23 protein-coding genes and 1 tRNA gene are annotated in these 23,130 nt (G+C 68.8%); 6 read left to right on the top strand and 18 right to left on the bottom strand.

The window, feature by feature from the left end:
* Window positions 1-57: 57 nt before the first annotated feature.
* From HUG10_RS03845 to HUG10_RS03835, 3 genes are read right to left on the bottom strand one after another with little or no spacing between them, the layout of a single operon-like run.
* Entirely contained in the window at window positions 58-285 is a 228-nt protein-coding gene (locus tag HUG10_RS03845; RefSeq protein ID WP_179168302.1) for a hypothetical protein, read from the bottom strand.
* Window positions 286-287: 2 nt separating this feature from the next.
* On the bottom strand, window positions 288-779 hold the full coding sequence (locus HUG10_RS03840; protein ID WP_179168301.1) for an SRPBCC domain-containing protein: 492 nt from the start codon (window positions 777-779) through the stop codon (window positions 288-290).
* Window positions 776-1,114, bottom strand: a complete 339-nt coding sequence (locus HUG10_RS03835) for an ArsR/SmtB family transcription factor (protein WP_179168300.1) — start codon at window positions 1,112-1,114, stop codon at window positions 776-778. Before HUG10_RS03835 ends, HUG10_RS03840 begins: the two co-directional genes overlap by 4 nt.
* A gap of 223 nt (window positions 1,115-1,337) precedes the next feature.
* Here HUG10_RS03835 and HUG10_RS03830 point away from each other — a divergent pair, with 223 nt between their 5' ends.
* Complete coding sequence (locus HUG10_RS03830) at window positions 1,338-2,144, top strand: DUF1801 domain-containing protein (RefSeq protein WP_179168299.1); 807 nt, start codon at window positions 1,338-1,340, stop codon at window positions 2,142-2,144.
* A gap of 302 nt (window positions 2,145-2,446) precedes the next feature.
* Here the strand turns inward: HUG10_RS03830 and HUG10_RS03825 are convergent, their stop codons facing one another.
* From HUG10_RS03825 to HUG10_RS03810, 4 genes are all read right to left on the bottom strand, one after another.
* Entirely contained in the window at window positions 2,447-4,594 is a 2,148-nt protein-coding gene (locus HUG10_RS03825) for a DHH family phosphoesterase (RefSeq protein WP_179168298.1), read from the bottom strand.
* A gap of 95 nt (window positions 4,595-4,689) precedes the next feature.
* On the bottom strand, window positions 4,690-5,316 hold the full coding sequence (locus tag HUG10_RS03820) for a YIP1 family protein (protein WP_179168297.1): 627 nt from the start codon (window positions 5,314-5,316) through the stop codon (window positions 4,690-4,692).
* A 72-nt stretch (window positions 5,317-5,388) separates the two neighbouring features.
* Window positions 5,389-5,976 carry a thymidine kinase gene (locus tag HUG10_RS03815; RefSeq protein WP_179168296.1) on the bottom strand — a complete coding sequence of 196 codons (588 nt, stop codon included), beginning with the start codon at window positions 5,974-5,976 and terminating at the stop codon, window positions 5,389-5,391.
* Window positions 5,977-6,370: 394 nt separating this feature from the next.
* Window positions 6,371-6,455: transfer RNA gene (locus HUG10_RS03810), tRNA-Leu, on the bottom strand.
* Window positions 6,456-6,596: 141 nt separating this feature from the next.
* Here HUG10_RS03810 and HUG10_RS03805 point away from each other — a divergent pair.
* Window positions 6,597-7,178, top strand: a complete 582-nt coding sequence (locus HUG10_RS03805) for a DUF420 domain-containing protein (protein ID WP_179168295.1) — start codon at window positions 6,597-6,599, stop codon at window positions 7,176-7,178.
* Window positions 7,179-7,213: 35 nt separating this feature from the next.
* On the opposite strand, the gene HUG10_RS03800 is transcribed toward HUG10_RS03805, so the two are convergent.
* From HUG10_RS03800 to HUG10_RS03775, 6 genes are all read right to left on the bottom strand, one after another.
* Window positions 7,214-7,783, bottom strand: coding sequence for a DUF7504 family protein (locus HUG10_RS03800; RefSeq protein ID WP_179168294.1), 570 nt, complete (start codon window positions 7,781-7,783; stop codon window positions 7,214-7,216).
* Window positions 7,767-8,111 carry a hypothetical protein gene (locus HUG10_RS03795; protein WP_179168293.1) on the bottom strand — a complete coding sequence of 115 codons (345 nt, stop codon included), beginning with the start codon at window positions 8,109-8,111 and terminating at the stop codon, window positions 7,767-7,769. The genes HUG10_RS03800 and HUG10_RS03795 overlap by 17 nt, the downstream gene beginning before the upstream one ends.
* Window positions 8,108-8,407 carry a hypothetical protein gene (locus HUG10_RS03790; RefSeq protein WP_179168292.1) on the bottom strand — a complete coding sequence of 100 codons (300 nt, stop codon included), beginning with the start codon at window positions 8,405-8,407 and terminating at the stop codon, window positions 8,108-8,110. Before HUG10_RS03790 ends, HUG10_RS03795 begins: the two co-directional genes overlap by 4 nt.
* A gap of 106 nt (window positions 8,408-8,513) precedes the next feature.
* Window positions 8,514-9,971 (bottom strand): amidophosphoribosyltransferase, encoded by a 1,458-nt coding sequence (purF, locus tag HUG10_RS03785; protein ID WP_179168291.1) that lies wholly within the window; start codon window positions 9,969-9,971, stop codon window positions 8,514-8,516.
* Window positions 9,972-10,211: 240 nt separating this feature from the next.
* Window positions 10,212-10,388, bottom strand: a complete 177-nt coding sequence (locus HUG10_RS03780) for a 50S ribosomal protein L37e (protein WP_179168290.1) — start codon at window positions 10,386-10,388, stop codon at window positions 10,212-10,214.
* Window positions 10,385-10,600: an LSM domain-containing protein gene (locus HUG10_RS03775; RefSeq protein WP_179168289.1), complete on the bottom strand. Its 216-nt coding sequence runs from the start codon at window positions 10,598-10,600 to the stop codon at window positions 10,385-10,387. The genes HUG10_RS03780 and HUG10_RS03775 overlap by 4 nt, the downstream gene beginning before the upstream one ends.
* Before the next feature lie 370 nt (window positions 10,601-10,970).
* Here HUG10_RS03775 and HUG10_RS03770 point away from each other — a divergent pair, with 370 nt between their 5' ends.
* The 3 genes from HUG10_RS03770 (at window position 10,971) to HUG10_RS03760 (ending at window position 14,420) form a co-directional block, all read left to right on the top strand.
* Entirely contained in the window at window positions 10,971-12,323 is a 1,353-nt protein-coding gene (locus HUG10_RS03770) for a ribonuclease J (protein ID WP_179168288.1), read from the top strand.
* 4 nt (window positions 12,324-12,327) lie between these two features.
* Window positions 12,328-13,374: a geranylfarnesyl diphosphate synthase gene (gene idsA3, locus HUG10_RS03765; protein ID WP_179168287.1), complete on the top strand. Its 1,047-nt coding sequence runs from the start codon at window positions 12,328-12,330 to the stop codon at window positions 13,372-13,374.
* Between the two features lie 143 nt (window positions 13,375-13,517).
* Window positions 13,518-14,420: a DMT family transporter gene (locus HUG10_RS03760; RefSeq protein WP_179168286.1), complete on the top strand. Its 903-nt coding sequence runs from the start codon at window positions 13,518-13,520 to the stop codon at window positions 14,418-14,420.
* A gap of 8 nt (window positions 14,421-14,428) precedes the next feature.
* On the opposite strand, the gene bcp is transcribed toward HUG10_RS03760, so the two are convergent.
* The 3 genes from bcp to priS all read right to left on the bottom strand — a co-directional run bounded on the left by bcp (window position 14,429) and on the right by priS (window position 17,087).
* The gene (bcp, locus tag HUG10_RS03755; protein WP_179168285.1) at window positions 14,429-14,896 is read right to left on the bottom strand and encodes a thioredoxin-dependent thiol peroxidase; all 468 of its coding nucleotides are present in this window, start codon (window positions 14,894-14,896) and stop codon (window positions 14,429-14,431) included.
* 109 nt (window positions 14,897-15,005) lie between these two features.
* Complete coding sequence (locus HUG10_RS03750) at window positions 15,006-15,917, bottom strand: DNA replication complex subunit Gins51 (RefSeq protein WP_179168284.1); 912 nt, start codon at window positions 15,915-15,917, stop codon at window positions 15,006-15,008.
* Between the two features lie 3 nt (window positions 15,918-15,920).
* The gene (gene priS, locus HUG10_RS03745; RefSeq protein WP_179168283.1) at window positions 15,921-17,087 is read right to left on the bottom strand and encodes a DNA primase small subunit PriS; all 1,167 of its coding nucleotides are present in this window, start codon (window positions 17,085-17,087) and stop codon (window positions 15,921-15,923) included.
* 391 nt (window positions 17,088-17,478) lie between these two features.
* Between priS and HUG10_RS03740 the strand changes: the two genes are divergently transcribed.
* Window positions 17,479-18,327 carry a translation initiation factor eIF-2B gene (locus HUG10_RS03740; protein WP_179168282.1) on the top strand — a complete coding sequence of 283 codons (849 nt, stop codon included), beginning with the start codon at window positions 17,479-17,481 and terminating at the stop codon, window positions 18,325-18,327.
* A 30-nt stretch (window positions 18,328-18,357) separates the two neighbouring features.
* Here HUG10_RS03740 and fdhF read toward each other — a convergent pair whose 3' ends face one another.
* Together fdhF and HUG10_RS03730 are read right to left on the bottom strand one after the other, a co-directional pair.
* Window positions 18,358-21,576 carry a formate dehydrogenase subunit alpha gene (gene fdhF / locus HUG10_RS03735; protein WP_179168281.1) on the bottom strand — a complete coding sequence of 1,073 codons (3,219 nt, stop codon included), beginning with the start codon at window positions 21,574-21,576 and terminating at the stop codon, window positions 18,358-18,360.
* A complete protein-coding gene (locus HUG10_RS03730) occupies window positions 21,573-23,069 on the bottom strand; it encodes an NADH-ubiquinone oxidoreductase-F iron-sulfur binding region domain-containing protein (protein ID WP_179168280.1) in 1,497 nt (498 codons plus the stop codon). The genes fdhF and HUG10_RS03730 overlap by 4 nt, the downstream gene beginning before the upstream one ends.
* Window positions 23,070-23,130: the final 61 nt, after the last annotated feature.

Genomic DNA, 23,130 nt, shown 5'->3' with positions numbered 1-23,130 from the left:
ACACCGATATTCGTACCACAAGTAATGTCGATGAATGCTCGGGCCTTGGGACGTCGGTTACCCCATCACGATCTGGAACACGACGAATCCAGTGAGGAAGAAGAGGACGATGCCGACGAGCGCATGCAGCGATGGGTGCATATCGATATTGGCCAGCAGCAGGTAATGGATCCCCGTAGCTAGAACGATCGAGATTAGGACGGCGAGGCTGATCTTGCCCCATTCCGCGTCCTCGTCCGTCGTGGATCCCGTGGGTACTGCCTCGCTAGTGGTGTCAGCTGACATGGTCAGTTCTCCACCTGATCGGCGAGTTTTTCGAGGGAACGCTCCTTGGCCTCCGCGACCCCGTATTTCTCGGCGACATCCTGGGGGATGCCGTCTAAGCGGAGGGTGACCTCGGTCCCGTCGGGGACCGCGTCCAACGTGACCGTTACCATACTGGGGTCCTCACCCTCCCCGGAGTCCTCGGTCCAGACGATCTTCTCGCCGCGTTTCAGTTCCTGGTAGGTGCCCTGGAACGTGTGGGAGTACTGTTCCATCTCCTCTGTTTCACCGACGTTCTCGACTCGGAAGGACCCGCCCTCCTCGGGTTCGACCTCCTGAACGTCAGCGCGGAACCCGTCCGGGGGAGCCCACACCGCGATGTCCGCAGGAGTGAGGAACGCTTCGTAAACGCGTTCGGCCGGCGCTTCGATCACGCGATTCACGGTGATGCTCCGCTCTTCGTCCGGCGTGTTCTCTGTCGTTGCTGCATCGCCTTCGTTGGGGTCGTCCGTCATTGGTCTTCGTTCTCCAGATGGTTGGCCAGTGCATCCAACCGGTCCTCCCAGAAGACGCGGTACTGGGTCAGCCACCCGAACGCCGCGGAAAGTGGTACGGCGTCGAGGTGGCAGCGGCGAACTTGGCCGTCCTTCTCGACGTCGATCAACCCAGCGTCCTCCAGCACGCGCAGGTGCTTGGATACGGCCGGCAGGGAGACGTCGTGAGGTTCGGCCAGGTCGCCCACACTCTCCGGGCCGTCGGTCAACTGCTCGAGGATTGACCGCCGTATCGGGTGGGAGAGTGCCTGGAAGACCGAATCGAGGTTCAGGTCGTCTGGCTCCTGTTCAACCATCCGGTTTAGTATACAGCTCCCTACCATTTAACCTTCTAGTTAAACAGATGTTTGGAGCAGTATGAAGCGAGGCGTGACGATCTACGGCCTGAGCGGCGAGGGTCGCTTGGCGTTTGAACTCCCGTGAAGCTAGCTGCCAGGTCCCAACGGAAACATCCGGCTCGCCCCACTCCCGAGGACCGCGGAATATTGATAAGCCAATACGACATCTCGGTGAGCGATTATGAGTGCGTCCGGCTCACTTACGGCCAAGCGGGTCTCCGAACTCGTGATGGCGAACCGAGCGATCAGAGCACCCTACTACAGTAAAGACCACGACGAGGGGGTTCGTTTCACGGATCCCGAAAAGGGACTCCAGTGGGGTGCCGACGCTATTCCAGCCTTACTGGGTCTGTTCCGGGTCGAACAGGACACCCGGGACGACCACCCCGACGGCTGGGTTGGCTTTGCTCGCCACTGGCGAGGAGGGACGGTGCGGCTGGCCTTCGACCTGTTTTCTGACCCCGAGGGTCCGGACCCGATCCTGGTCGTGACTTCGATATCGGGTCGAGAGGGCGAGGAAACCATCGTGGACGAGGACTTCGGGGAGATCGAGCTGTCGGACCAGGTTCCGACGGAGGGAGAGTGGGAGGAACGGAGCAAACAGTACCAGGCGGCGCGGAGGAAGGACGAAACCGATGGATCGACAGCAGTGAAGGCGTACGTTGCGGCGCTGCCGGGGTGGAAGCGTGAGGTCGCGGCACGAATCGACGAGATCATCCAATGCGAAGTGCCCGACGTGCGCCGCGCCGTGAAGTGGCACCAGCCGTTCTATGGCGTCGAGGACGAGGGATGGTTCGCGTCGTTCAGCGCGTTCTCGAAACACGTGAAGCTGACCTTCGTGTGCGAATCGTACCTCGAGCCGGAGCCGCCCAGCGGATCAGATCCGACCAGACAGGCGCTGGACCTGGAGGAGACGGACACGCTGGACGAGGAGCAGGTCGCTTCCTGGGTGCGGCAAGCCGCCGACGAGCCGGGGATGGGCTGGTGAGGAAGCCCGCCGTCGTGCGATGGCGGTAAGGAAGATACAAATCCTATCCGCGGGCGTATCTGATCAACTGCCCACCCTGTACTGACCGACGTTGGGGACCACGTTCGACGTTTCTCACAACTGCGGTCAGAGCGAGTTCTCGGATCTGACCGACCACGTCCACGCCCGGAGCGTGTCACCGTACCGTTGCTGAGCGCGAGTTCGTTTGCCGAACTGAGTCGTTCCCTCTGGCGTCTAAACGATGCCCTAGCGGCGAGAAAACGGTCCGAGAGCGGTCCGGAGAAGATCGAGACGTTTTCGACTCAGGCGACCTGGCTCGCGACCGCGTCGACGACGGCGTCGACGACGGCCTCGCGGCGCCCGGAGAGGAACTCGACGCGCCCCTCGCGGACGCCGACCGCGGTGACGCCCGCGTCGGTCACGTCCTCGGCCGCGTCCCCGGCGACCTCGCGTACGTCCAGGTCCTCGCTCGCGCGGAGGAACAGTTCGTCGGTGCCGTACACCAGCGTGACGTGCGTTCCCTCGTCGCGCTCGCGGCGGTGAAGCGCGTCCGCCAGGAGGCTCGTCGGCGGGAAGTCGTACCGGTGGGCGTACGCGTCGGCGTCGAGGACGGTGAACGGCACGTCGCCGGCCTCGCGGGACTCGGCGTTGGCGCTGGCCGTGTCGAGTTCGGTCTCGAGCTTCTCGCGGAACTGCGCGGAGATGTGGCCCGCGAGGTCGCCGTCGTCGCCGCTGAAGAGGATGTCCGTGATGAGTTCGCGCTTGTCCTGGTAACTCTGGTAGAACGCCTCCAGGGCGACGGCCTCGCGGAGCTCCGCGACGCGCTCGGCGTCGTACCCGGCGTCGGCAGCCAGGTCCGCGTACGGTTCGGGGGTATCCTCCCAGTAGCTGATCGCCGGGAGGTGTGCGACGTCGTCGCGAACGTCCCCGTTTACAGTCGCGGCCAGCGTCGCGGCCAGCGCGCCGGTGGAGAGCTCCCCGGCGTCGGCGCCCGCGAGGTCGGGGTTCGCGAGCGTCTCGACGGAGTCGGCGATCTCGGGGTCGGCGGCTGCGGCGTCGACGACGGCGCGCTCGGCGCCGTAGATGCCGAGGAGGTCGAGGCCGTCGGCGGACTCGACCGTCGAGCCGGTGCCGAGCAGCAGCACGAACGGGAGCTTCTCGTCGTGGCGGTCGCGGTCCTGGAGCATCCGCGTCGCGTCCTTCGTCGCCGCGTCCATGTCGTACACCGGCTCGTCGAGCGGCCGGCGGGTAAAGTAGTGGTACTGGGCGTCGCTCGCGGCGTGCTCCTCGCGGATGAGCGGGAGCACGGCGCGCTCGACCGCCGCGCCGGCGACGTAGCCGTCCGCGGTCGCGGCGTGTCGCACGACGACCGGGCGCGACTCGAGCACCGAACGCCGGAGCGCCTCGGCGATGTCGAGCAGGTCGTCGGTCATCGCCTCGAGCGCGTCGTGGTCGGCGAGCGTGTCGACGGTCTCCGGTCGGGCCTCCGCCGTCAGGGCGTCGGCGAGGCGGCGCTGGACCGTCTCGGCCTCCTCGCCCTCGAGCGCAGCGAGCGCCTCGGTCTCGACCTGGATCTCGTTCCGGCGGCGTTCGACCTGGCCGTCGAGGCGGACGATGTCGCCCACGTCGATCGACGGGTACGCGCGGACGCCGGCCTCGATGAACGCGGCGCAGTCGACGACGCCCGTCTCGTCGCGCAGTTCGAAGACGGTCGGGCCACCGGTCTGTCGGGCGCCGACGACCTCGCCCTCGATACGGACGTCCTGGCCGACCCGGTCCCCGAGCGAGCCGATGTCGACCCGCTCGCGGTCGGCGGTCGGCTCGGCTCCCTCGTCCTCGTCTCGGGAGTCGTCCGCGGTCTCGGAGGCCGGCTCTGCCTCCGGTTCGGTCGTGGACGTCGTCTCGGTCCCCGAGGGTTCGGTCGTGTCCCGCGACGAGGACCCGTTCGTCTCCGCGCCGGTCCCGCCGCTACGCCCGTTTCCCTGGCTCTCGCCGTCGTCGTCCCCGCCCCGGTCCTTCTTCGTCGGCGTGTGGGTCACGGGGCCCGGTCCGTCGTCGTCCTCGTCGTCCGGCTCCGCGTCGCGTTCCTCGGTGCCGTCCTGGATGAGCGCGCCGCGGAACTCGCGGTCCGACTGGCGGATGGACCACGCGAGGTCAACGTCGCCGTTGTCCCGGACGTTCTTCACCTGGACGTACACCGGGTCGCCGGGTTCGAGGTCGAGCGACTCGAGGCGCTGGTCGAGCTCCGAGCGGTGGAGCAGCCCGGTGACGTTCGACGACAGGTCGACGAACAGCCCGAAGTCGGCGTAGCCGTCGACCGTCCCGCTGTAGAAGCGGTTGGGAACGAGCTGGCTCGGTTTGTTGCCGCGGAACTCGAACACGACGTCCTCTTCGTGGGAATCACAGATGCGCCCGTCGACGGGCGTACCACAGATGATACAGGTACCCATTTGTGCGAACGGTGGGTCCCCTGCTTAAAACGGTTGTCGAAACGCGGACGCGAGCGCACCCCCTCTCTCGGCCCCCGCTCGCGTTCTCGCCCGAGTCAGATCTCGCCGAGAAGTGTGCTCAGCGCATCCAGCCCCCGGAACCCCACACCGAACACCAGCGTCGCGGGGATGGCGCCGGCGGCTGCGGCCCGGAGCGTGCTCGTCCCGTGAACCTCTCGAAGGCCGAGGACGAGGAGCGCGGCGCCGTAGAGCGCGCACGCCGCTCGGAGGCCAGGCACCGGCGGTCCCGCGAGCGCGCACGGCGCGCTCGCGTACGCGATGACCTGTACCGTCTCGCTCACTCCCCCGCGGTCGCGGACGATCGGGATGAGCAGGGCCGTCTGGAGGGCTGCAGTGAGGTGGAGTATCGCCGGCGCGACGAGCAGCCCCGTCAACGCCAGGACGAGGAGCGCCGAGGCGACCGGCCCGCCGAACACGGTCGGGACGCTCCCCGGCGGAAACGCGAACGGGTCGCCAAGGCGGAGGTACGCGTGGAGGAACCGACCGCCGACGAACGCGACCGCGACGCAGATCGCGAACACGAGCCCCGGCGCCTGGTCGCCGGGCGACACTCCGGTTCGGAAGAAGCGACCGGGCCGGACGAGCACCTCGACCCACGCCCGCGCGAGTCCGCGCGGCCCGCGCGCCCGGCCACCCTCCGGGTCCTCTACCCACGTCGTCACGGTCGGAGTTGCTCCGGCCGGGCTATGACCGTTCCGATGATCGGTCGCCGGAGCCGGTTCCCGGGCCTGTCGTCAGCCCTGCCGCATCGTGTGGCAGTTCCGGCAGCGCGCCTCGTAGCTCTCCTCGGCGCCGACGAGGATGGTCGGCTCGTCGACGTGCGCCGGTTCGCCCTCGATGAGCCGCTGGTTGCGCGACGCCGGCTCCCCGCAGACCGAGCAGATGGCCTGGAGCTTGTCGACGTACTCGGCGACGGCCATCAGGTCCGGCAGCGGGTGGAACGGTTCGCCGCGGAACGTCTGGTCCGTCCCGGAGACGATGACCCGGCGGTCGTCCTCCGCGAGCGCCTGGCAGACGTCGACGAGTTCGTCGGAGAAGAAGTTCGCCTCGTCGACGGCGACGACGCGTTCGCCGTTCAGCGTGTCGAGGATGTCCCACGGCCCCTCACCCTCGTTCTCCACGACCGTCGCCTCCCACGCGCGCCCGTTGTGCGTGCCGATTGTCGTCTCGCCGTAGCGGTCGTCCATCGCCGGCGTGAACACCGCGACCTCCTGGCCCGCGATCTCGGCGCGACGGAGGCGACGGAGGAGCTCCTCGGTCTTCCCGGAGAACATCGAGCCCGAGATGACCTCGATCCACCCCGACCCCGTGATGGCGTGCATGTTCACCCGGGCAGTAGCCGAGGTGAAAACGATTGCTCTCTGGTCGGCACACGTCTGAGGGGGCCTACGAGTTCGCGGGAGATCGGCCGAGGAGTCTTGGGTATCTAACCGTGTGGCGCGCGGCGGCCGCGCCCTGTGCGCGGCCAACAACGCGCGAGGGATGAGCACCACAGCGAGCGGAGCGAGTGAGGAGCGCAATCGGTTGGGGAGGTCGTGGCTATGGTTGCAGGCGGGTGGGACTTTCGGGGAGTTCCCGCTTGTGATGCCGAACAATTGAGGGAGTGAGCTACTGACTGAGCGATCGCTCGGGGATCGTAGCGTCGGAAAGGATTGTGCGTGGGTGCTGTCTGTAGAGCGACCCCGAAGGGCCGCACAGCACCTGCATCCGCTTGGATGCGTGGGACCGGATTTGAACCGGCGGACCTCTACAGGACAGCGCCCTCAACGCTGCGCCGTTGGCCTGGCTTGGCTACCCACGCACCGTGCGTCAGTGCGCAGTCGTTCGTTTCCCCGAGAGGGATAAAAGGTTGTCCATCTTCCCGCTCGCGCGTCAACGAATCGCAGGCGGGAGCGGCCCTTCGGGGCCAACGGCTTTGTGCTCGCCGCCCCTCCACCCGACCATGACCACCGACGCGACCGGGGTTCGCGCGGCCGCTCGGGAGCACGCCGTCGCCGTCTCGGCGCTCCTCTCGGCGGTCGCCCTCGCGCTGGTCTTCGCGGTCGTGCTCGAACTCGTTCCGGGCGGATCGCTGCCGCGTCCCCCGGAGGCGGCCCTCGCCGCCGTCCCGCACGTCAACGCCGCGCTCTCGCTGACCGCAATCGTGACCATCTCCCTCGGCGTCCGGTTCGCCCGTCGTGCCGAGTACGGGCGCCACCGGGTCGCGATGCTCGCGTCGACCGTCCTGTTCGCGGCGTTCCTCCTGCTCTACCTCTACCGCGTCGCCATCCTGGGGCCGACGGAGTTCCCCGGCCCGGCGACGGTCGAACAGCTCCTCTACCTCCCGGTGCTGGTGATCCACGTCACGCTGGCTGTCGTCTGCGTCCCGCTGGTCATCTACACCCTCACGCTCGCGGCGACCCGGCCGCTCTCCGACCTCTTCGACACCCGACACGCACGGGTCGGTCGGATCGCAGCGTCGCTGTGGCTGATATCCTTCACGCTCGGGACGGTCGTCTACGCGTTGCTGTACCACCTGTACTGAGTATCGTCGCGGAAGCGCACCTGGAACCAGCGAACTCAGTTGAGGTCCTCGGCTTCGATCACGACGTCGCACAGCGACCGGAACCGGTTGAACGTCTGGGGAGCGACCACGTCGCGGAGCAACGCGTACACGCCGCGGACGTCGTTGTCCCGCGCGTTGGCGATGAGCCAGTTCGTGAGCTTGTACACCCGCCGTTCCTCGGAGTACATCAGGAGGGTGCTGATGGAGTCGAACACCAGCCACCCCGTCCCCGCGTCGAGGTACTGGAACCCGCGGCTGACCTCGACGCTGATGCCCGTGAGGTCGCTCGGGGCGACGCGTTTGCTCACCCACAGCGGCCCGTCGTAGTCCACGTCGTTCGCCGTGATGGGGACGACGCCGATCCGGCGGGGATCCAGCCCGCGTTCCTCGACTGCCGTCTGGATCCGATTGGGTCTCGATCCCGTCGTCACGATGAGGGTGTTCCAGAAGGCCTCGTCGGGCAGGTCCGCCAGCGGCGGTCCCATCGTTCCCTTCGCGAACAACGCCTGTTCGCCGGGTTCGACGTCGACGTGGCCCCCGCTTCCGACGGAGCCCGTACGGGTGAGGTCAATCGCGTCGAGCATCCTCGAACCCCTCCTGGGTCGTCGTGAGTTCGACGTTCAGGTCCGGTGGCGAACCGCCGTGAACGTACTCGCGTGCGAACAGCCAGACGCTCCAGAGGTACCCGCCAGAGGCGGCGACCTGGAGCCCCTCCGAGACCACCGACCGTCCCTGGAACGCCTGGACGACGACGCTGATCGCCAGCACCGCGAGCGTCGCGGTGAGCACGAAGATGGCGTTCGTGTGCATCACCCGCGGCGCGTAGGCCGCGACCGGGTAGAGGAGTGCGACCCCGACGCCGATGAGCACGAACACCCGCAGGAACTCGACGACGGTCAGGCCGGCGATCACCCGCCCACCTCCGTCCACCCGCCGAGCACGCGGACGAGCTGGAGGCCGACCCAGGCGAACCCGGCCACGGCGACGACGCTCCCGACCTGCCACGTCAGACTCCCCACGGCCGGCGTGAGTGACAGCAGTTCCCCGCTGGCCGACAGGAGCAGGCCCACGCTCACTACCGGCAGGCCGGCGACCACGAGCCCGAACGGCGCCCCCCAGTACCCCCGGAGGGCGATCAGTGCCAGGGGCAGGCTCGCCGCGAGCAACAGCGCCTGCCCGTAGTTGAGGATCGAGAGGACGGAGGTCATACGGTCGTTCTCCGGGTCGTTTCCGACGAGCGACCATAATTATTTCGTGGTAGTCACGACACGAATCGACGTGCGCGCCCCGGGAGGGTGGGGTGCTCCCCGGAGCTCAGTCGTCCGCGAGCTCGCGCTCGCCGACGGTCGGCCGCTCCAGCTCCCGGTCGGTCTCCTCGCCCTCGATGTCGAACGGGTACTCCCCGGTGACGCAGCCGAGACAGAGGTCCGCGCGCGACTGTCCGATCGCCCCCGCGACGGCGTCGATCGAGAGGTACGACAGCGAGTCGGCCCCGATGGAGTCGCGGATGTCCTCGGTCGACTGGCCCGCGGCGATCAGCTCCTCCCGGGTCGCCATGTCGATGCCCATGTAACAGGGTGCGACGATGGGAGGCGCGCCGATTCGGAGATGGACCTCGGTCGCCCCCGCGTCGCGGAGGAGATCGACGAGCTGCGTCGACGTCGTGCCGCGGACGATGGAGTCGTCGATGAGCGTCACCGACCGCCCCTCTACGGTGGACTTGATCGGGTTCAGCTTCAGCCGGACGGCGCGCTCGCGCTCGTTCTGGGTCGGCATGATGAACGTCCGGCCGACGTAGCGGTTCTTCATCAGCCCCTCAGCGAACTCGGTGCCCGCGCCCGCTTCCTGGGCGGCGTCGGCGTACCCGGACGCGAACGCGCGACCCGAGTCCGGAACGGGCATCACCGCGTCGGTCTCGATGCCGGACTCCTCCCACAGCGCCCGTCCGAGGTTCCGGCGCGCCTCGTACACCAGCCTGTCGTCGATGACGGAGTCGGGTCGGGCGAAGTAGACGTGTTCGAAGAAGCAGTGGGCCGCCGTCTCCTCCTCGAACAGCTGGTAGGAGTCGTAGCCCGAGCCGTCGGCCTCGAGGACGATCAGTTCGCCGGGCTGGACGTCCCTGACGAGCGTCCCGTCGAGGGTGTCGATGGCGGCCGACTCGGAGGCGAGCACGTACCCGTCCTCCAGTTCGCCGAGACAGAGCGGGCGATTGCCGCGCGGGTCGCGGACGCCGAGCACGGTGTCGTCGTGCATCACCGTCAGGGCGTACGAGCCGTGCATCCGACCCATCGTCCGCTTGACCGCACGGATGAGGTCGGAGTCGAGGAGGTTGCGGGCGAGGTCGTGGGCGATGACCTCGGTGTCGCCGTCGGAGGTGAACGCGTGGCCGAGCGATTCGAGTTCGTCGCGGAGTTCGTCCGTGTTGACGAGGTTGCCGTTGTGCGCGAGCCCCAGCGCGCCGGACTTGAACGAGACGGAGAACGGCTGGGCACAGCTCGTGTTCACGCTCCCGGCCGTCGGGTAGCGGACGTGACCGATGCCCGCCGACCCGTTCAGGTCGTCGAGGTCGTCGGGTCCGAAGGCGTCGCCGACGAGTCCCATCTCCACGTGGCTGTGCTGCTGGAAGCCGTCGTGGGTGACGATGCCCGCGGAGTCCTGCCCCCTGTGCTGGAGAGCGTACAGCGAGTAGTAGAGCGGTCTCGCCGCGTCACGGTCCGCCAGCGCGACCCCGACCACGCCGCACTTCTCGGTCGGGCCCTCCCCGTGTTGCATGGACGACGGTCGGCGAGCCAGTCACAAAAACCCTCGTTATCGTGCGTATCGACCCGGTACTCGATGAGCAGATATGCACAGGCGTGTATCACGCGGGGATCAGGGACGGAGACCGCGGACGTACCCCGTCCGGCAGGAGACACTCGCACCGTGGGCGCTCGGGGTGCCAGCACGGAAACCGCTACACTACCGAATCGAGAGGGAGAAGGAGAACGGAGAGGAGAGACTGGACGGGAAGCGTCAGTTGTCGCCGGCCTTCGACTGCCACTCGTAGCCGCGCTGCTTCGCCGACTTGCCGAAGCCACACGAGGCGCACTCCTTCTTCTTGGTGTGGTACGACTTCTCGCCGCATCGGCGACACTTCACGTGGATCTTCTTGTTCTTCTTGCCCTGGGAGGGAGTTCCTGCGCCAGTCATGCGTTGATTCGGACGACGTTGTCGCCACGGATAATCGTTGTGTCTTCCACCTCCCCGTCCGCGGCTCCCTCCACGTCCGTCGGTTCGAGGACGACGTTCATGTGTTGGTCGTAGCCGGCGAGGACGCCGAAGTGTGCAGTGCCGTCCTTCAACGTGACGGTCACCGGCGTGTCGAGTGCTTCCTCCAGCACGTCGAGTGGTCGGCCGCTCATACAGCGGGCGTCGGCCGAGCGAGGTTTAAATATACCGGACGACGGAGCGACGACGGGCCGTTCGACCCCGTGCGCCTGGAGTCGGGATCAGGTTCGGACGTTCCGTTTCGAACGAATCCGGACCGTTCGACGGGGAACCCGTACAGTTTTAAGAGCGGCCGGTCAACGTCCGGTTACCAGAGCCCGCGGGCAAGTACGCGGTGGGCGATCGGCCCACCGTGTATAGCGGGATTGCGGACCGACGCGCTGCAAGACGCCGGGGTCCACAGCGACCCGTGTTACCGGGGCTTTCCGTACGAGCCTGTCCGTTCGCCGCGGTGCGGCGAGCCGGATTTCCAACGCTCGCAACAGCGGTTCGAAATCGACACCAATGGAAGTAGAAATCGCAACAATCGGTGGCTACGAGGAAGTCGGCCGCCAGATGACGGCAGTTCGCGCAGGGGACGACATCGTCGTGTTCGACATGGGCCTCAACTTGAGCAAGGTCCTGATCCACGACAACGTCGAGACCGAGAAGATGCACAGCCTGGACCTCATCGACATGGGGGCCATCCCGGACGACCGCGTCATGTCCGACCTCGAGGGCGACGTGCAGGCCATCGTGCCGACGCACGGCCACCTCGACCACATCGGCGCCATCTCGAAGCTGGCCCACCGGTACGACGCGCCAGTCGTCGCCAGCCCGTTCACCATCGAGCTTGTGAAACAGCAGATCAAGGGGGAGAACAAGTTCAACGTCAACAACGACCTCGTCAAGATGGAGGGCGGCGAGACGATGTCCATCGGCGACTCCGGGCAGGTCGAACTCGAGTTCGTCCACGTCACCCACTCCATCATCGACGCGATCAACCCGGTGGTCCACACGCCCGAGGGCGCCGTCGTCTACGGCCTCGACAAGCGCATGGACCACACGCCGGTGCTGGAGGACCCGATCGACATGGAGCGGTTCCGCGAGATCGGCCGCGAGGGGAACGGCGTCCTCTGCTACATCGAGGACTGCACGAACGCGGGCCGGAAGGGCCGGACGCCGTCGGAGTCGCACGCACGTAACCACCTCGAGGACACCCTCAACAGCATCGAGGACTACGACGGCGGAATCGTCGCCACCACGTTCTCCTCCCACGTGTCCCGCGTCTCCTCGCTCGTCGAGTTCGCCCAGGACATCGGGCGCGAGCCGGTGCTGCTCGGCCGCTCGATGGAGAAGTACAGCGGCACCGCGGAGCGGCTGGACTTCGTGGACTTCCCGGACGACCTCGGGATGTACGGTCACCGCAAGTCCGTCGACCGCACGTTCAAGCGCATCATGAAGGAGGGGAAGGAGAACTACCTCCCCATCGTCACGGGCCACCAGGGCGAGCCGCGCGCGATGCTCACCCGGATGGGTCGCGGCGAGACCCCCTTCGAACTGGACGACGGCGACAAGGTCATCTTCAGCGCCCGGGTCATCCCGGAGCCTACGAACGAGGGCCAGCGCTACCAGTCCGAACAGCTCCTCCGGATGCAGGGTGCCCGCATCTACGACGACATCCACGTGTCGGGCCACCTCCGCGAGGAGGGCCACTACCAGATGCTCGACGCGCTCCAGCCCCAGCACCTCATCCCGGCCCACCAGGACCTCAAGGGGTTCGCGCCGTACGTCGACCTCGCGAGCAACATGGGCTACTCGCTCGGGCGTGACATCCACGTGACGCAGAACGGCAACATGATCCAGCTGACGGAGTGAGCCCATGACCCAGGACGCGACGGAGGACCGGGTGCTCGCCGCGGTCAGGGAGCGGCGCGAACTCGTGAACGACGCCATCGACGAGGACCTCCCGATGGCCGAGCCGGAGCGGCTCTACGAGGCGACGCGGTACCTCCTCGACGCCGGCGGGAAGCGCCTCCGACCGACCGCCGCGCTCCTCGCCGCCGAATCGCTCGCGGACGTGGCGCCGCTGTCGACCGACTACCGCGCGTTCCCCTCGCTGTCTGGTGAGACGTTCGATCTCATGCGGGCGGCCGTGAGCGTCGAGGTGATCCAGTCGTTCACCCTCATCCACGACGACATCATGGACGAGGACGACCTGCGCCGGGGTGTCCCGGCAGTCCACCGTGAGTACGACACGGAGACGGCCATCCTCGCCGGGGACACGCTGTACGCCAAGGCGTTCGAACTCCTCTCGGACACCGGCGCCGACCCGGCCGGCGGGCTGGAGGCCGTGAACCTCCTCGCGTCCACCTGCACTCGCATCTGCGAGGGCCAGTCGCTCGACGTTGACTTCGAGGGCCGCGACGACGTGAGCCCGGAGGAGTACCTCCAGATGGTCGAGCTGAAGACCGCCGTCCTCTACGGCGCCTCGGCCGCCATCCCGGCGGTCCTGATGGGCGCCGACGACTACGTCGTCGACGCGCTCTACCAGTACGGCGTCGACTCCGGGCGCGCGTTCCAGATCCAGGACGACGTGCTCGACCTCACCGTCCCCTCCGAGAAGCTCGGCAAGCAGCGAGGCTCGGACCTCGTCGAGGACAAGGAGACGCTCATCACCCTCCACGCACGCCAGCAGGGCGTCGACGTGGACGGACTCGTCTCCGCCGACACTCCCGCCGAGGCCACCGAGGAGGCGATCGAGGAGGCCGTCGCCGCGCTTGAGGAAGCTGGCAGCATCGACTACGCCCGCGAGAAGGCGACCGAACTGACCGAGCGGAGCAAGGAGCGCCTCTCGGTGCTCCCCGACAACGAGGCGCGTTCGCTCCTCCGGGACCTCGCGGACTACCTCGTCTCCCGGACCTACTGACGCGGCCGTTCGATCGGTCGTTCTTTTCTCTGTGCGTTCGCTCCGCGAGCGGCGACTGAGACTGGCGGATCGTCCAACGGACGGTCGCCCGTCCGCCCGACCGGAACGGAAACGACGAAGAGGGACGGACGCCACTCTCCGACGTGAGCCGACTCCGGGACGCCGCGCTGTTTCTGACGCTCGGTCTCTGCTGGGGCGGGACGTTCCCCGCTGTCGAGGTCGGGTTGACCGAACTGTCCCCGGTCCTCCTGGGTGCGATCCGGTTCGACATCGGCGCGCTCGTCGCGCTCGGGTACGTCCTCCTCGCGGTGGACGATCCCCTCCCCCGGACCCGCGCGGACGGGTGGGCGATCCTCGTGGGCTCGACGCTGCTGGTGAGCGTCAACGTCGTCTTCCTGTTCTTCGGCCAGCGGTTCACCACCGGGAGCATCGCCTCCATCGTGTACAGCCTCAACCCCATCCTGACGACGGCGTTCGCGGCCGTGCTGCTCTCCGAGGGGAGCCTCGACGCGCGGGGGTACCTGGGCGTCCTGTTCGGGGTGCTCGGCGTCGCGCTCGTCGCGAACCCGTCGCCCGGAAACGTCGGCGGCGACACGACGATCGGTGTCGCGCTGGTGTTCGTCGCCGCCGTCTGCGTCTCGCTCGGCGGCGTCGTGACCCGGGCGCTCGAACCGCCGGCCCCGGCGCTCACCCGTACCGCGTGGGCGATGGCGTTCGGGGCGGTCCAGCTCCACCTCGTCTCCCTCGCGCTGGGGGAGCCGACGCCCGGGCCGGCCGCCTTCACGCCGGTCATCCTGCTCGCGATCGGGTTCATGGGCGTGTTCGCGAGCGCGCTCGCCTACGCGATCTACTTCACCCTGCTCGATCGGCTGGGCGCGTTCGAGACGAACCTCGTCTCCTACGTCGTCCCCGTCGTCGCGACGGTGCTCGGCGCGGTCCTCCTCTCGGAGCCGGTGACGATTCTCACCGTCTCCGGGTTCGTACTGGTGGTCCTGGGCTTCGCGCTCGTGAAACGCCACGCGCTCGCCGAGTTACTCGGCCGGTAGGCCGACGACTACACCGAGAGTTCGTCGAGGTCCGCGAGTAGTTCGTCCGCGTGACCCTCCGGGGAGACGCCCTCGTAGGCGCGCTCGACCGTCCCGTCCGGGCCGACGACGTACGTGTTCCGGAACACTCCCGTCACCTCGTTGCCGAACACGTTCTTCTCGCCGTACGAGTCGTAGGCGGCGGACACCTCGCCGTCCTCGTCCGAGAGCAGGTCGAACGGCAGGTCGTACTTCTCGGCGAACTTCTCGAGGTCCTCGACGGGGTCGTCGCTGACGCCGAGCACGGTCACGCCGCGGTCCTCGTACTCGGCCCACGCGTCGCGGAACCCGCACGCCTCGGTGGTACAGCCGGGGGTGTCCGCTCGCGGGTAGAAGTAGAGGACGACGTACTCGCCCTCGTGGTCGGCGAGCGAGACGGTGTCGCCGTGCTGGTTCGGAAGGTCGAACTCGGGCGCGACCTCTCCTGGTTCGAGCATACGCGACCGTGTGGACGGGCGGGAAAAACCGGTTCCGGTTCGGGAGTTCGCGCTCGGCGATGACGGTCACAATTTCCGGTCGCCGCGCCCCATCATCGGGAATAATCAGCTACTCTAGCCGTTCCGCCGCGTCCCGGTCGACAAGCGGGCCAGCGTTCGCCGCCGGGAGCGACACGACGTCCTCGGACTCGAGGTCGTACTCGCGGTCGTCGACGCCGAGGATCTGGCCGATGTCGCGGGTGATCCTGACGGTCGTCCGGGTGTCGTCCTGCCCTGGTTCCACCTCTCCCGGTTCGGACTCGGCCCTCTCCGGACTGGATTCGACCCCTCCGTCCCCTTCCGTCTGGTTCCCACCGAGCACCTGTCCGGTTTCGTCCCCGGACGGGTCCGGTTCCTCCGGCGGCACGGGCGGGTCGTCGTCCGACGCGCCCGCCGGTGAGGTCGATTCCAGTCCGGCGTCCCCGCCCTGGTCCTCGCCACCCATCGCGTCCGCGAGGACATCCCCGCCGGCATCCGCGGTGGCCACACCGTCCTCAGGGGTAGGGGCGGCAGGATCCGGCGTTCCTTCGGACGCACCGTGGCTCGTCCCGGACGACGACCCGGCGGCGTCCTGCGCGTCGAGGTCGACGTCGGTGGCGCCGCCGAGCACGTCTAGCACGGTCTCCTTGTTCCGCTCGATCCGACCGACGAGGTCGTCGAACAGGTCCGCCTCCTCCGTCGTCATCCCCTCGGTGTCGACCGGGGCGTCGGCCGCGGCGAACGAGGAGAGCTTCACGACCTTCCCGATCCGGCGCTCGTACAGCGACTCGACGACCTCCTCGGCGGTCTCGATCTCGTCCGAGAGCTTGCGGACCTGCTCGTCGGAGAAGGGGTTGTCGACCGACGCGGCCCGCTCGTCTCGCCGTTGCTTCCGACCCGCGATGTAGGCGGCCACGTCCTCGTAGAAGGTGTCGCGGAGGTGCTGGAGGCTGTCGCGCTGGCGTTCGGTCGATTGCACGCCGCGTAGTTCATCCAGATCCATCGTTCACTCCTTGGCCTTCTCCGCACGTCCGCGCGCCATCAGGAACACGCCGACGTATTCGTTGACTGACTCGACTCCCGCCTCGACCTTAGTCCTATCGCCACCGAGCGGAACGGGTCCCGGGTCGGTCACGTCGATCAGGATGTTCCGTCCCCTGAACCGCTCCGGGATGGCGTCCCGCAGCGGGTCGAACCCCTCGACCTCGTCGCGGTCGAGCGGCGTCACGACCAGCCCGCTGCCGCCGTGGATGCTCCGCGGGAGGCGGATGAGCCGGCGGACGTCGGTGGTGACCGGTTCGTCCACCGGGGAGGTCTGTTCCTCCACCACCTCCCGGGCAAGCGCCCGGATGAGCGTGCTCGCCCCCGGACCCAGTTCGACGTTGCCGCTCGTCACGCCCTCCGGGTTGCGCTCGAGCACGCCGCGGATCGTCCGGGCCGTCTTCTCGCCGACGCCGTCCAGTTCCTCGAGCCGTTCGAGGGCCGCCTCCTCGTCCATCTCCCGGAGTTCGTCGGCGTACGCGACGAGTCGGTCGTGGACCCGTCCGCCCCAGCCACCCTCCGCGCGGAGGGTCTTCTGGAGCGTCCCGCGCTCGTTCGGCCGCTTCTCGATGAGGCCGTCGAAGTTGAGGTCGATGGCGCGGACGTAGTCGACCACCTCGCGGCGCGCCTTCGAGTCGAGTCCGGCCACCGCGGGATCCCGGACGTGGACGTGGTAGCCCCGCCCGCCGGAGAAGACGATCTCCATGTCCGAGTCGGCGAAACCGAAGTCGCGGTCGAGCAGGTCGAGCAGCCTGACGAGCGCGTCCTTCGAAGCCTCGAGCATCGCCGGGTAGGAGTCGGCGTCGGGGTCGACGCCCGGCAGGTGGTCGGCGTCGATGTCGAACACGAGGTCGGCCGATCGCCACCCCTTCTCGCTCATGGTCCGGTGGCTCGGGTCGTCGTACCTCGCGGCGGAGAAGTACGCGTGCTGTGGCGCCTCGCGCGCGAGGAACTCCCCCACGTCGCCGAGGTCGAGCAGCGACTGGTGGCGGACCATCGTCGTTCCGTCGCCGGAGGTGAACGGGATGTGGCCCCACTCGCGCTCGTCCGCGCCCGGCGGGGGGACGATGTCGACGCTCCGGTAGTAGTCGCCGAAGCGTCCCCCGAGGTACTCGCGCGTGCGCCGGTTCATCGTCGTCTCGGGTTGGTTTCGCTGTGGGGGCCAAGAGTGTTACCTATTCGCGGGAACGCAGGCGGCGATTCCCGTCGTGGAGAGGGTGATAACCGCGCGAGTACGACGACCACCCCTGCCCCTGCGCCCTTTCGCCCCCGGGGTGTTGGACGGTCGGGTCGTCTCGTTGGCTCCCCACGCCTCCCCGGCGGGCGCGACTCACGGCCCCGCGGGGGCCGTTCGCGTGGCGCCCGCCGCATCCCCCCGACCGTCGGACGGCGAGCACTCGGGGACTACCGACGACGTACTCGTTCGGTAGTCGGGTGACGTCGCTCGAAACACCCATCGAACAACCCCGTACCGAATCCGACTCCCCGGAACACCTTTTGCCCAAACCCGTGACTTCGAACCCATGATAGACGAGACGGTCGAGGAGATCCGCGACATGCAGACGCACTCCTCGTCGGTCGTCGCCGTGAAGGCGACCCGCGCCCTCCGGGAACTCTCCCGCCGGGAGTACGCCACGCTCGACGAGTTCGAGCGCGACCTCGACTACAACGTCGGCGCGCTCCGCCGCGCGAACCCCTCCCACGCGTCGCTCCACAAGGCGATGCGCGAGGTCGAGGACGCCGTGGTCGGCAACGCCGAGACGGTCGACGGCGCGAAGGAACTCCTCGAGGCGGCGATCGAGCAGACGACCGCCCGTATCGAGACGGGCAAGCGCGAGGCGGCCGTCAACGCCGCCTCGACGTTCGTCGACGGCGAGACGTTCCTCACCCACGACTACTCCTCGACCGTGCTCGAGGCCGTGGAGTCCGCCGCCGCGGAGGGGAACCACACGACCGCCTACGTCACCGAGGCGCGACCCCGCTACCTCGGCCGCAAGACCGCCCGTTCGCTCGCGGCGATCGACCGCGTCGACACGCACCTCCTCGTCGACAGCGCCGCCGGCTACTGCCTGGAGGAGTGCGACCGCGTCGTCGTGGGCATGGACTGCATCGTGGGCGACACGCTCTACAACCGCGTCGGGACGTTCCCCATCGCCACGGCCGCCGCCGAGGTGGGCGTCCCGGTCGTCGTCGTCGGCTCGGGCGCGAAGATCATCGAGGACGGGTTCGTCTTCGAGAACGAGTTCCGCCCGCCGAGCGAGGTGATGCTCGAACCCGCCGAGGACATCGCCATCGAGAACCCCGCCTACGACGCGACGCCAATGCACCTCGTCGACGAGGTCGTCACGGACGAGGGCCGCCTGGAGTTCTGAGCCGGCTCCGGCCCCCGCGCTCCCGGCGACCTAGTCGTCCGCCGCCGCCTCGTCCCGCCCGGAGTCGAGGTCGCCGACGCGTTCGACACGGACGCTCGACACCTTGTACTCCGGGATGCCGCTCGTCGGGTCGACGTGCTCGCCCGTGAGCTCGTTCGCCGCGCCGCCGGCGAAGTGCATCGGGATGAAGACGACGCCCGGCCCCGGACGCTCGGACAGCTCCGCGCGAACCTCGATGCTCCCGCGGGCCGAGGAGACGCGGACCCGGTCGGCGTCAGCGATACCCAGCGACTCGGCCGTCTCCGGGTTGATCTCGACGAACGACTCGCCGACGTGGTGGCGGAGTCCCTCGACGCGGCGCGTGAGCGTGCCGGTGTGCCAGTGGTACAGCACCCGGCCGGTCGTGAGCGTGAGTGGGAACTCCTCGTCCGGGAGTTCCCCGGGCCGGCCCATGTCGGCCGGCACGAAGCGGGCCTTCCCGTCCGGGAAGTTGAACCGGGCCTCGTAGAGGAACGCCGTCCCGGGGTCGTCGGCGTCCTCGCAGGGCCACTGGAGCCCGTTCTCCTCGCGGAGCCGCTCGTGACTGATGCCGCCGTAGATCGGCGCGAGCGACGCGATCTCGTCCATCACCTCCTCCGGGTCGTCGTACTCCCACCCGTGGCCCATCTGCCGGGCCACCGCTTGGAGGATCCTCCAGTCCTGGCGGGCGTCCCCGGGCGGTGACGTGGCGGCGTTGACCAACTGAACGCGCCGCTCGGTGTTCGTGAATGTGCCGTCCTTCTCCGCGAACGACGCCGCCGGGAGCACCACGTCGGCGTACTCGGCGGTCTCCGTGCGGAAGATGTCCTGGACGACGAGGAACTCCAGCGCCTCCAGCGCCTCGTCGGCGTGCGAGAGGTCCGGCTCCGAGAGCGCGGGGTTCTCCCCCATCACGTACAACCCGCGTACGTTCCCCGCCAGTGCCTCGTCGAACACCTCCGGCACCTTCAGCCCCACCTCGTCCGGCGGCCGGACGCCCCACGCGTCCTCGAACTCGTCGAGCACGTCGTCGTCCCCGAGGTCGCGGTAGCCGGGCAGGACGTTCGGGAGCGTCCCCATGTCGCCCCCGCCGCCCTGGACGTTGTTGTGCCCGCGGAACGGCGAGAGGCCGGCTCCCGGCTTCCCGAGGTTCCCGGTCACCAGCGCCAGGTTCGCCATCGCGAGGACGTTCCCGGTGCCGTGCGAGTGCTGGGTGAGCCCCATCGCCCAGCCGAAGACGACGGAGTCGGCTGCCGCGATCGTCTCGGCCGCCCTGGCGAGCTCCACTGGCGGGACCCCCGCCAGCCGCTTCACCTCCGCAGGGGTGAACGGCTCGACCTTCTCCCGGAGGTCCTCGAAGTTGCGGGTCCGCTCCTCGACGAACGCCTCGTCGTGGAGGTCGTGCTCGATGATGTAACGGATCAGCCCGTTGAGCCACGCGATGTCGTAGCCGGGCTTCGTCCGGACGTACTGGTCGGCATGCTCCGCGATCTCGACCTTCCTGGGGTCGAAGACGACGAGGTCGGCGCCGGCGTCGACGTTCCGCTTGATGCGCGTCGCCAGCACCGGGTGCGACTCGGTCGTGTTCGACCCGCTGATGAGGTAGGCATCGGCCTCGCCGACGTCCTCGTTGATGCGGTTCGTCATCGCGCCGTAGCCGACGGTCTGCTTGAGCGCTGCGACCGTCGAGGAGTGGCACAGGCGGGCGCAGTTGTCGACGTTCTTCGTCCCGAGCACCGCCCGGGCGAACTTCTGCATCAGGAAGTTCTCCTCGTTCGTGCACTTCGAGGAGGCGAAAGCGGCCAGGGCGTCCGGCCCAGCGGACTCCCTGATGTCGGTCAGCCCCTCGACCACGCGGTCCAGCGCCTCGTCCCACGATGCCTCACGGAGGTCACCGTCGGCGTCGCGGACCAGCGGCGTCGTCAGCCGGTCGTCGCTGTTCGTGAACTCGTAGCCGAACTTCCCCTTCACGCAGGTCGAGAAGTCGTTGGCTGGCGCGGCAGCGGGGTCCTCCGTCGGCACGGCGCCGAGCACCTCGTCGTCCTTCGAGGCGACCTCGAACCGACAGCCGACCGCACAGAAGCCACAGGTGGTCTCCGTGAACTCCACGTCCCTCAGCCTGCGGTCCGCGACCCTGCTCGCGACGTCGAACAGCCACCCCTCCTTCATCGTCCCCGCGGCGAGCGACTCGGCAGCGTGTTCGCCCGCGAGGAACGCCTCCCTCCCCACGTCGCGGGCCTTCCCCTTCGCCCAGCGCATCGCCGACGCGAGTCCGTCGCGCTCCGCGCGCTCCCGGGTCGGCGACGGGCCGCCGCCCGCGTCGGGCGCGGGCGCCGTCGCGGGATCGGCCGGCTCGTACGGGATCTCGCTCCCGACGGAGTTCCGGTGGGTGAACCCCGGAATCGGGAGCGTGGCGAGGCCGGCGAGCCCCTTCTCCGTCAGCGACCCGGTGGGACAGACCGTCGCGCAGTGCCCGCAGGAGACGCAGGTCGACTCGGCCATCGAGGCGGCCCCGTTCTGGAACCCGATCTCAGTGTCCTCGCCGGTCCCCTCGACGCGGAGGACCCCCGACACCTGCACGTCGTTGCAGGCGTCCACGCAGCGCGTGCAGGTGATGCACTTGTTCCGGTCGATCTGGATGAACGGCGAGGACTCGTCGAGGGGCTCGTACTCGCTCCGCTCGTCGAACACGCCGAAACGCGGCTCCTCGACGCCGGTGTCGATGGCGGCGTCCTGCAGTTCACAGCGGCCGTTCTGGTTGCACGTCGTACACCGGAGGTTGTGCTCGGAGAGCACGAGGTCGAGGTTCACCTCCCGCGCCTCCGTCGCGTCGGGGTCGTCGGTCCTGACGACGGCGCCTTCCTCGGCCGGGTGGGAGCAGGCGGGCACGAGCTCCCCGTCGGCTTCGACCGTGCAGGTCCGACACGTCGAGCGCGGGCCGATGTCGTCGGCACACTCGGAGTCGCGGTCGTAGTGGCACAGCGCCGCGACGGTCCCCTCGTACTCCACGCGCTCCATCGCGTCGATGAGCGTCGCACCCTCGGGGACCGACACCTCGGCCCCGTCGACCGTGATGGTCGGCCCATCACCAGATTCGACTTCGGTGCGGGCGCTCCCGACCGGCGGGTCGGACGCGGTCCCCGGCTCGAACTCGGCGGTGACGGGCGTGCTCGTCCGGGGGTCCGGGACGTCCGGGACGCGCGGGAGTGGGGCCGGCCGCTTCGAACTCACGGCGAACACACCCCCGCGGGACAGCGCCCGTCGGCGTGGGCGCGCAGGTCGGTCTCGAACCTGTCGAGCGCGGTCGCCAGCGGCCTCGCCGCGTCGCGGCCGAAGCCGCACAGCGAGGTGTTCCGCATCGTCCGCGAGAGCTCCCGCAACCGGGTCGCGTCGAACTCGCCGTCGTACACGTCGCGGAGCTTCTCGTGGGCCTGCACGCTCCCCGCGCGGCACGGCACGCAGCGCCCGCAGTTCTCCTCGCGGGCGAACCGCACCCGCCGGCCGGCGACCGCGACCGCGCAGTCGTCCTCGCCGAACGGCTCGAGGGCGCCGTTCGTCCCCAACCCGGCCCCGGCGAGGGCGGGCGCCGACGCCGGCACGTCGATGTCGGTCGTCAGCCCGCCGAACTCGCCCCCGACGCAGGCGAACGACGGCGTCCGCTCGACCGACTCCGGGAGCGCGGCGGCGATTGTGGCGTCCGTCGGTAGCTCGACGGTCCGTCGGGTCTCGCCGTGGACGGTGAGCAGCCTGGTTCCCGGGTCCGCTGAGTCGACGTCGAACCCGCCAGGGTCCGCGAGCAGCGTTCGCACGGCAGCCAGCGTCCGCGGAGTGTGGACGACGGTCGGGCGCTCGAACAGGCCGTGTTCGTCCGGCCCGGGCGGGCGGCGGCGCGCCTCGATCCTGTCGGCGCCCTCCAGCGCCTCCAGCACGGCGGTCGGCTCGCCGGCCATGTACGAACCGGGGACCGCGGCGACCTCGACGTCCCGACCGGTCTCCGCGGACACCGCGTCCGCGGCGTCGCGGACGCGCCCGGCGACTACAGGGTCGTTCTCGGGAAGCGCGACGACGACGTCGGTCGCCCCGGTCGCCCCGGCGATGGCGAGCGCTCCTTCGAGGACGCGGAGCGGGAGCGACCCGAGGAGGAGTCGGTCGGCGTCCGCGCGGGGGTCCGCGTCGGTTCCGTTGACGACGACGACCGGGTCGCCGTCGGCGTCCCTCGCGGTCCGCCACGATCCGGCGACCGGTTCGTCCTGTCTCGCGTCCCCCCACCCGCGACCGAGGAGTCCGACGCGGTCGACCCGCGCGATGGGGTCGGAGTCGGCGGAGACGAGCGGGTTCCCCGCGAGGCTCGTCGGTCGGACCCAGCCGGCCCCGGCCAGTGTCCGCCTGACGCCGACCGCCAGCGGGCCATCGGGAACCGGGAAATCGTCGACCCCCGGGTCGTGTTCCACCACCGACGAGGCGGCGTCGGTGGGCAGGTCACCCGTGCCGACGCACTCGACGACCTCGCGGGCGGCTTCCGCCGTCGCTGACTCGAACAGCGCGGTCCTCCCGTCGACGGTCGCGATCACGAGCGGGAGCGCGTCGGTCCCGGGCGACCCGACTGGAACGACCGGAACGTCGTCGCTCGCACCGTGGGCGGCATCGTATACGACTTCACCCTCGCTGTCGTAGAAGGCGACGCGGACGACCGGGTTCCGGACGTCGCGCGCGTCCGATTGCATGGCTTGTGGTTTCGAGGAACCGTTGATAAGGGTTCGCACGGGTCCCGCGGGATGCCGGTTC

Source organism: Halorarum halophilum, assembly GCF_013401515.1.
Taxonomy (GTDB): domain Archaea; phylum Halobacteriota; class Halobacteria; order Halobacteriales; family Haloferacaceae; genus Halorarum; species Halorarum halophilum.
Note: the sequence above shows the minus strand (reverse complement) of the source record. Positions and strands in the feature narration are given on the sequence as shown.